This window comes from Shewanella sp. MBTL60-007 (genome assembly GCF_019654915.1).
Classification (GTDB): Bacteria; Pseudomonadota; Gammaproteobacteria; order Enterobacterales; family Shewanellaceae; genus Shewanella.
Genome location: NZ_BPET01000103.1, coordinates 1 through 7,670, shown reverse-complemented (window position 1 = coordinate 7,670; position 7,670 = coordinate 1). Strand labels below are relative to the sequence as shown.

Sequence of the window (7,670 nt, the reverse complement as noted above, 5' to 3'; positions counted from 1 at the left end):
GATGTGTTGTTAGTGAGGTAGCAGTTAAAGAAGGAGCATGTGTTTCTACTGGCGCTCCCCTTATGTTGGTTATGAACGATAAATTTATGACTAACTCGTTAATCTCTGACATAGAGAAACTTAAAGAGCTTAATATTCAAATATCACTCATAAATAACAGTTCTCCCAATATTCATTGTTATACAAAGAAGGGCTAGCGAGGCATGCGTCAATTAAACTTAAGGTTGGCGAGTTTGCTTCGAACGGAGATTATTTTGTGACAATCTTACCGGATGATTAAAAGCTTGATGCAGAGGTTTATATGCCTACAAGTGCCATAGCTTTTGTAAGCGAGGGAGATGAGGTAAACCTAAAGCTCGATGTCGATGCTTTGCAGTTTCAGAGGTTTGGCGTGGCTGCAGGTTGTGTGCCTCATGTTTCTAGAAGTGTTGTGCTTGCATCTGAAACGGCCTGTAAGCTCTCTTTTGATGAACCTGTTTATAAAGTAACAATTAAGCTTTTAACACTAAATATTAAGGCTTACGGAAAATAAATAGGCTTTATACTAGGAATGCTATTACTAGCTGATATTAATACGGGAATTAAACGGTATATCATCGGCCTTACATCTAAACACCCTGTGATGTAGCCATTCAGATATGAAAAAGCCGCTTAGATTTCTCTAAGCGGCTTATCAAAATTGGTGGCCCCTCACGGACTTGAACCGTGGACCTAACGATTATGAGTCCCGGTAGCTTGTTTTTGAAAAGATAGTTGCTAGCTAACTTGTTGATAGATTTGGGTTTTAATTTTTGGCTCTGTCGCACTTTTGCACTGCTTTGCATCATTTACCATGTTTCTTGTGCGACAGGTGTGCGATCAAATTTCACTGAAATAAGAGCGCATACTGATGAATATCAATCTACAAATTTCCTTTTCGAACAAATCTATCGACCAATTTCTTTGTTATGCGGCAACATGCCTTAACAAGAAAACCAGCCAGCCTAATCAAAAGTTTTTAGCATTTAAGTCTTACCTTGAATCTTCATTCCCAACAGAGTGGATTGATCATTTTCACAATGAGATTGAGCGATGGTGGCAAGGTGATACAAAGTACTTCGTACTCAATTGCGCTGAGCTGAAAGGCTTATCAATTCGATTTTATAGATCGCAACTGACACTCACTAAAGCGACATTAGCACCAAAAGACGGATCTAAGGCTGCAGTTGTGTATTTGCGATATCGAGATGCATTAACAGCAAAGTTAAATACCACCAAAGTTGGGGACTTATCAAAGGACAACATAAGCCAACTAGTTAAAGCTGCCACTCAACTTAAATCTGGCAATAATCTAGGCATTAAGCTGATTGAAAAACAAAAGGGGGCAAGACTGAATAAAGACAGCGCCATCAGCCTGCGTACTTTTTTGCATGCCGATTACCTTGATATTAAACGTTATGAAAACCCGAAAACGGTGATGAGTAAAATCAGAGTGATTGAGCGTAATTTTAAAAAGTACCTTGATAGCCCTGTATCAGATATAACGGCAGAAGTGGTTCGCGAGTGGATGCGTTCTAAAGAACGTAAGTTAACCAAGAGGCAATTGGCTGCCGGAGAAAGTTTGTGGAGTGTTAAGCCATCAACGCTAAAAGAGACGATCTGTACTCTAAGGGCCTGCATCCAGCTAGCAAAAGAAAGGGGCGTTATCAGGGAGCATGACCTGTACACCTTGCCGAAAATCAAAGTTGATAATCAGGTCATTCGTTATTTATCAGATAGCGAAGAGCTGAGGCTTTACGATGCGATCAATCGGCGCAACTCATTCAAGCATGAGCAACGAATTCGAACCATTGAGCATAGAGAAAAACGCAGGTTACAGAAGCCTGACGATTTGGCTGATTGCCAATTTGCTGATCATGTGACGCCTTTCATTATTCTGTTTAAAGAAACCGGAATAAGACCAGGGACTCTATTCAACTCCCGTTGGCAAGATGTCGATCTTGAAAATCGATTCTTCCGGATCAGAAAATCCTTGGATAAACGTGGCGTATCAAACTTTATTCCATTGAATGAACTTGCCTACGCCACACTGGTGGAGTGGCGAAAACATAGGGTTCATAGTGATTGTGCAAAACACTTTAAGACTCGAGCTGAGTCATGGTTGTTTCCGTCACCGACGAACCCTAGCTTACAGTTAACAACGATTAAGAAGCCTTGGACTAAGTTGCTTAAGGAAGCAAAGATAGAAAGCTTTAGACTCTATGATTTACGCCATGACTTTGCTTCAAAGGTGATGATGCAAACGGGTAATATCTACATGGTGAGTCAGCTACTCAATCACAAGCAGATAGAGACCACAAAGCGTTATGCTCACTTGATGGATAGAACACGGTTCGAGGCTGTTACTAAGCTGGATTCATCACGGCAACAAGGGGCAATGCCAGATTTTTTGAAGTAGTAGAATTCAGCACTATGGCAAAATAGTATATTGCCATAGTGCTAGGGTTTGATTGTTTTGAAATTGAATGCCCTGTATCAATAATGAAAGAGGTGAATAAGCTGTAGTAGCTCATTTCTGCCCCCAAACGTGTTGCATGATCAATCTCTTCAATAAAGCTCTAACCTCCTAGGCTTAGGTTTGCTCCCCCATTCTCACTATCAGCCAACATCTAAAGGCAAATGAAAATAATCGGGTAGCCAGAGACCCCACCTGCGTGCATAAGTTTTCTCAGACAATTAAATGAATTGAATCCGCTGGGCAGCAAAGAGAGCCCAAACCTTTTAATTTGGTGTTGATTTAACATGGGCGGGCTTAGTTATAACCGTATAATGCGTTATCAACGCTCATTTATCTCTCTGACAAAATCACATAATATCAGCCTAGGAGAAAAAGAAGGAAGATGTAAAAATTCAATAGCACTTTTGTTTTTTTGGGAAATAACAGTCTCCAGAATAGTGCTGTATAGTTTCCCCATAACTTAGTAAGTTCTATATTTATACCACTACCACTACCACTACCACTACCACTACTTCGAGGGGGCATCCCTCTAAAATAACTGGTAAATTTCTTCAGCTTTAAACCATTCACTCTCCTTGATGTGCTGAAGAGCTATGTCAGGTTGCTCTGACCACAGTACAAGTGCCAAACTATCGCGAGCTCGGCTGCATGTTACGTATAATAATCGTAAACTACGATCAATGGTTGTTTCCTTACCCGATTTAATATTTTTTTGATCGCTGTCACTGAGGCCCTTTGCACCAAATAACTTGTCATAGGAAATTTGAGAACCACCTGCTTGGCTATCATCCATAACAACCATTACATGGTCAAACTCCGAACCTTTTACAACTTGGTGTGTAGCTAAATCTGATTCGCCGTTCAAGTACTTGCGATAGCGAGCAAGCTCTTCCCAAGGAGAAGCAAACAAGGCGCACCATCCTCTTCTTATACGATTTTCGGTCAACTCCTTCTTACGGGGAGGTGGAGCTGTAGGCGCTGTAGAATCATCTGCGTATGACGAAAGCAATCTGCCATCAACTTCAAAGATTTTTGCATCAATAATTGGTTTCAGTACCTCTTTGACTGTTGCCCCCTCCTTAATACTGGCTTCGGCAAATGAAGAAATAGCCATCAACATTTCCTCTGTTCGTATGTTTCGTATTTTAGCATCTTCTGGAAGGCGATCTAAGCATCTATTCAATTGTAGAACTTCCGTTGCAGCGAACTCATTGATAGTTCCATCAGTTCTTACACACACAGCCAATTGGGCTAGTTCATCAAGTAGTAATCGCACTGCAGTAGGTCCTTTATTCTCCCCACTGCCTTGTGGAGCTGCAGTATTGGAGTCTATTAGGAACATAGCTTCATAGACTTGCAAAAAATTGCCTCTTGTAGCCACAAGCTTATGCTCTAGAGCAAGCATCTGATACCCGCCTTCTAGCCATTCAGAAGATGAATTTACTTTTGCCATTTGCGCAGCACATTGTTTCTCTTTGTAAATTTTCTCTGCGGGCTCAAGGGTTGAGCTTCCAACAAATATTCTTACAACCCCTCTGGTATTCTCGATACGCGAATACTGTTTAACACCAGTTGTAGCTTGAGTTCGCCCATGTAGTTCAGCCCCCCAAATCTTGTTAATCAGATCTACGATACGCTTCTGACTTCGATGATTCATTTGCAGTTCAGGCCTTGCCCATTTATCAGGAACTAGGCCTAAAAGGTCTGAGTGTCCATCTGTATATATACGCTGCCGATGATCCCCCAATAAACCAAGTGCAAATCCATTGTCATCTTTTTTCGCTATATCCATCAGTGTATCTAGAACCCCCTTCATCGTGTCCTGAGATTCATCAATGAGAATAATTGGATGGAGGTCTATTAAGATACGTTGTAAAGTAGGTCTATTTGTAAGCAACCAAGCTGCTGCATCTAGCACATGTCTGTGTTGGATTGCACCAAGGCCATATGTAATTCGGTCTGGACTATAGGTAAACGTCTTTATTGCCTTTAGAGCCTCAATATCTTTTTCTATCTCAGCAAATTTCCCTCGGTCTTTGTCATTAATTCCTTTCGCCTTTTCTGATGCTTTAGTCTGCTCTTTATTCAGTTTCCGCAACTTTATAGCAATAAGAGCTTCTCTAATATCGTCATTAAATCCGTCAATTAGTTCCCAACAAAATGAGTGAATAGTCGATACCTTCACAAGATCGTTGTTTCCCAAACGGCCATTTATGACTGCTACAGCATTCTTGGTATAAGTAATCACTCGGATTGATCTGCCAAACATGCGAAAGCTCTTGGAAAGCGCACTACCAGACTCATGGGGAACTACATCAGTTAACCTACGAAGAACTTCAACCAGTGTTCGGGTTTTGCCTGAGCCTGCGCCTGCAAACAAGAAGTAACTTCTAGGTGGTGTCTCTGTCAGATAGCCACAAATTTCTTCAACAACACCAGCATCACGCTCATTACCACCGTGTATGATCTCTGCTGTCATGAGTGTACCTTTGAATCCGGCTTAAGCTGCTTCTGCAGCCATGCTAATGCTTCCGCTATGTAATTTGGGCAATTGATTTTCTCACCTGAAGCAATATTTTCGAAGATTGTGGCGGCAAAGTCTCCCTTATTGAAAGACTTATGCATCAGTTCATGTAATGCCTTAGCAAGATCTGTATTTGATTTACCTTCAGCAACTTTCTTCACTATGGCGCCAAGCGCCCCAGTTGGCTTCTTCAGCTTATTCCCATCCTCATCTAACTTTTTTTCGGATAATCCCCTGAACCAGCTGATGTTGGAAAGTATGAGAGAGTCCTCGAATGAACTTGGCCAACAGGCATCCGCTTCCAATACAGGAAGTTGCCATGCAAATCTCACCTTGTAATCTTCGCCTTCTGACCGTATCAGAACTGTGTCCTCAGGATTTTTGAAATCTTCAAGTTTCGTCAGTCGTGGATGCCAGATGTTCAAAGTCGGGTTGCCGCATTCTAAATTTGGTTGACCTGTATTGGCTACCGCAGTGCGGATTGTCTTTCCTTTCTTATTTTTCGTCACCTCGACGGGATCGATATCGGTGATGACCACTGTGGGGATTCTAAGTTTCTCTATCAACGGACGAAGACGATGAGCGTGGCTACCACCGATATCAAGAAACGAAACATACTGGTTGCTCAGCTCCTTGAAATCTCGCTCAACAAACAAAGGTACAAGCATGCGCTCAGCAACTCCCTCGACAAAGATTGCGGCATTAGCAAACAGCAGATCGGTGTGCTGCACACGAAAATACCTTTCTGCAAACAATCTAGTTTCTTCGTCGTTCCCGAAAACTTCACCCAGACTAATAATCTCTGCGCATGGCATTTTATTAGACTTTGTCTTCGCAACTCTCCGCACGTAACGTAGACGCGCAAAACTCTCTGCGTGTGCAAGGTGACTGGAGTGCGTACTAAGGAGCAACTGACTATTCAGCAATGCTGGTTTTTGGTCACTTAGGCTGATTAGCTTATGTGCCCTACCAGGGAAGATGCGCTGCACCTGCACATGAAGGTGTGCTTCCGGTTCTTCAATCATTACAAGATGAACAGGTGCAGGAGACCCCTTGGGTGGATTCAGTCGTGCTGTTTTGAACGATACTAATTGATAGCTCAAGGACTGCAGATTCTGGTATCCAAGGCCAATTGAATATTCTGGTAGTAAATCTTCGGCCTCATCTTCACTCATGCTGTACTGCACAGCGGTGCTATGATTTAGAAGATCTGCGGTCTGAATTCTAGTACGAAAATGAATTTTTTGGGGATCCTGCAATCCGGGATATCCCAGTTCCTTAACATCTTCAACTATGGGAGTAATTGCATCTTGAATCGTTTTATCTAAGTCCTGTTGTGCCTTCGCAACCGATGTTATTATTTCGGCACGATTTCCGTAACCGTTTGCAGCTACATTCAGATGTTGGCGTGCAAATTTCAGCAGTTGATTAGAAAACAACCCCACACTATGAGGTTCAGAACTGGTGCGGCTATCAGCTTCTTCACCACCAAGGCCACGCTGAGCAGCAACAAAATCTACTCGAATCAATTGCGATAGATGTAAGCGGTTTACCTGAGTCGCGTTAGCCGAGAGAACTTGCTGTGTGTAAGTATTCCCTTTTTCCATGGGGCTATTATCAGTATCTAGCTTGTAAACGTGTACGCGCCCCATATCTCTAGGTTCGCGTAGCCAATAGTCCAGTAAGTCAAGAGGCCATGCGAGAGAGTCTGCCCCCATGTCTTTTACAGGATCTCTAGCTTCTCTATAACGCCAAGCAAGTTGCTGAAGCTCATCAACGTTTGACGCTGGCTCTAGGCGCAAGCGAATCCCCACAGCTCCTCCCTTCCAAGTAAGCTTGGAAAGAAACGGAGCTACATAGTGATACATGCCTTGGTCCGCGTTAAACCATAGGTCAATCGTAGGCATTGCGGAAAGTAGTGTAGTGAGTTGGGTTTGCCAATTATCAATCTCTCCACCCGCTGAAGTAGGATCTTCAGCAAGAGCCTCCCATCTTTTTCCTAACCCTCTCAGTTTCTTCCATTGCGATTGACTGATGTCAAAAGCACCAAATGGAGTAGAATCTGATAAGAACAAGCGCAAAGCAGCCAAAATGGATGTTTTACCGCTGTTATTCGCGCCAACTAGGATTGTAGTCCGTTCATCAACGTCAAGTAGAACCTGATCTAACCGACGAAACTTACAAACCTCAGCATAGCGAAGGGAAATCCCTTCAGGCTGTTCAATTGTCTTTTTTTCCATACTTTATATAGATGTCCATTCAAAGAAAACTAGTTGACCCTATCTTCATCTAGATCGAGTAAAGCAAGCTACTGAAACCGAGTGTTCTATTGCCCATCGACAAGAACGTAGTTCTGCTCATGTAGGGGGGAGATATGCAATGAATAGGTGAAGATACTCATATGATTTTACTTAACTTATCATATTTTGAAGGAAAATATGTGCGCTAAATCCAATATTCATTTAATGTCAATTAATCAAAGCTAGGAGTTAACGTAAACGATACGAGTGATTAAATTGAACACAACTAAAAAGACTGTTCGTTGGCTTCAACAAACAACTAAGGCACCCAGAGTTTTTAGATAGAGGCACCTTTAGTAACCCTGATTATTTTGTTGATTCTAGAACATGAAATAATTATGGATGGCCA

The 7,670-nt window shown here is 42.2% G+C and carries 4 protein-coding genes and 1 pseudogene; 3 read left to right on the top strand and 2 right to left on the bottom strand.

Translation table 11 applies throughout. The features are described from left to right. The 3 genes and pseudogenes from K5Q92_RS23090 to K5Q92_RS23080 all read left to right on the top strand — a co-directional run. Positions 1-197 (top strand): annotated as a pseudogene (locus tag K5Q92_RS23090) (hypothetical protein); the annotation flags it as partial. Positions 198-301: 104 nt separating this feature from the next. Continuing rightward, complete coding sequence (locus K5Q92_RS23085) at positions 302-532, top strand: hypothetical protein (RefSeq protein WP_220771176.1); 231 nt, start codon at positions 302-304, stop codon at positions 530-532. A gap of 357 nt (positions 533-889) precedes the next feature. Next, positions 890-2,437, top strand: coding sequence for a site-specific integrase (locus tag K5Q92_RS23080; RefSeq protein WP_220771175.1), 1,548 nt, complete (start codon positions 890-892; stop codon positions 2,435-2,437). 589 nt (positions 2,438-3,026) lie between these two features. Here K5Q92_RS23080 and K5Q92_RS23075 read toward each other — a convergent pair. Both K5Q92_RS23075 and K5Q92_RS23070 read right to left on the bottom strand, forming a co-directional pair. Then, positions 3,027-4,976 (bottom strand): UvrD-helicase domain-containing protein, encoded by a 1,950-nt coding sequence (locus tag K5Q92_RS23075; protein ID WP_220771174.1) that lies wholly within the window; start codon positions 4,974-4,976, stop codon positions 3,027-3,029. Further along, positions 4,973-7,261 (bottom strand): AAA family ATPase, encoded by a 2,289-nt coding sequence (locus K5Q92_RS23070; RefSeq protein ID WP_220771173.1) that lies wholly within the window; start codon positions 7,259-7,261, stop codon positions 4,973-4,975. Before K5Q92_RS23070 ends, K5Q92_RS23075 begins: the two co-directional genes overlap by 4 nt. Positions 7,262-7,670: the final 409 nt, after the last annotated feature.

Excerpts from the sequence above, each read along its gene's own strand:
- K5Q92_RS23075 (WP_220771174.1), bottom strand. The coding sequence starts at position 4,976 with ATGACAGCAGAGATCATACACGGTGGTAATGAGCGTGATGCTGGTGTT.
- K5Q92_RS23070 (WP_220771173.1), bottom strand. The coding sequence starts at position 7,261 with ATGGAAAAAAAGACAATTGAACAGCCTGAAGGGATTTCCCTTCGCTAT.
- K5Q92_RS23085 (WP_220771176.1), top strand. The coding sequence starts at position 302 with ATGCCTACAAGTGCCATAGCTTTTGTAAGCGAGGGAGATGAGGTAAAC.
- K5Q92_RS23080 (WP_220771175.1), top strand. The coding sequence starts at position 890 with ATGAATATCAATCTACAAATTTCCTTTTCGAACAAATCTATCGACCAA.